General features: G+C 71.9%; 1 protein-coding gene. It reads left to right on the forward strand.

Translation table 11 applies throughout. The annotated features are described in order from the left end of the window. Nucleotides 1–1,053 (forward strand): DEAD/DEAH box helicase (locus IG64_RS37125; RefSeq protein WP_037864932.1); only part of this gene is annotated, 1,053 nt, incomplete at both ends.

A 1,053-nucleotide genomic window follows, 5' to 3' on the forward strand; every position in this document is an offset into this window, starting at 1 on the left:
TGCCCAACTCCCTGGCCGGACGCGACGTCCTGGGCCGCGGCCGCACCGGCTCCGGCAAAACCCTCGCCTTCGGCCTGGCCGTCCTGGCCCGCACCACCGGACGACGCGCCCAGCCCCGCCGCCCCCTCGCCCTCGTCCTGGTCCCCACCCGCGAACTCGCCCAGCAGGTCACCGACGCACTCACCCCCTACGCCCGCTCCGTGAACCTGCGCACCGCCACCGTCGTCGGCGGCATGTCCATCACCCGCCAGGCCGGCACCCTGCGCACCGGCGCCGAGATCCTCGTCGCCACACCCGGACGCCTCAAAGACCTCATCACCCGCGGCGACTGCCACCTCGACGACGTCACCGCCACCGTCCTCGACGAAGCCGACCAGATGACCGACATGGGCTTCATGCCCCAGGTCACCGCACTCCTCGACCAGGTACACCCCGACGGACAGCGGATGCTCTTCTCCGCCACCCTCGACCGCAACGTCGACCGCCTCGTCCGCCGCTACCTCACCGACCCGGTCGTCCACTCCGTCGACCCCTCAGCCGGCGCCGTCAGCACCATGGAACACCACGTCCTCCACGTCGACGACGCCGACAAACGCCGCACCACCACCGAGATCGCCGCCCGCGACGGCCAGGTCATCATGTTCCTCGACACCAAACACGCCGCGGACCGCCTGGCCAGACACCTCCTCGACAACGGCGTCCGCGCCGCCGCCCTGCACGGCGGCAAATCCCAGCCCCAGCGCACCCGCACCCTCGCCCAGTTCAAAGACGGCCGCGTGAACGTCCTCGTCGCCACCAACGTCGCCGCCCGCGGCATCCACATCGACCACCTCGACCTCGTCGTCAACGTCGACCCGCCCACCGACCACAAGGACTACCTCCACCGCGGCGGACGCACCGCACGCGCCGGCCGCTCCGGCAGCGTCGTCACCCTCGTCACCCCCGGCCAGCGCCGCGACATCAACCGCCTCATGACCACCGCCGGCATCACCCCCCACATCACCCCCGTCCGCGCAGGCGACACCGAACTCCACCGCATCACCGGCGCCCGCA

Origin of the sequence: Streptomyces sp. NRRL S-340 (assembly GCF_000720185.1) — a bacterium.
Taxonomy (GTDB): Bacteria; Actinomycetota; Actinomycetes; order Streptomycetales; family Streptomycetaceae; genus Streptomyces.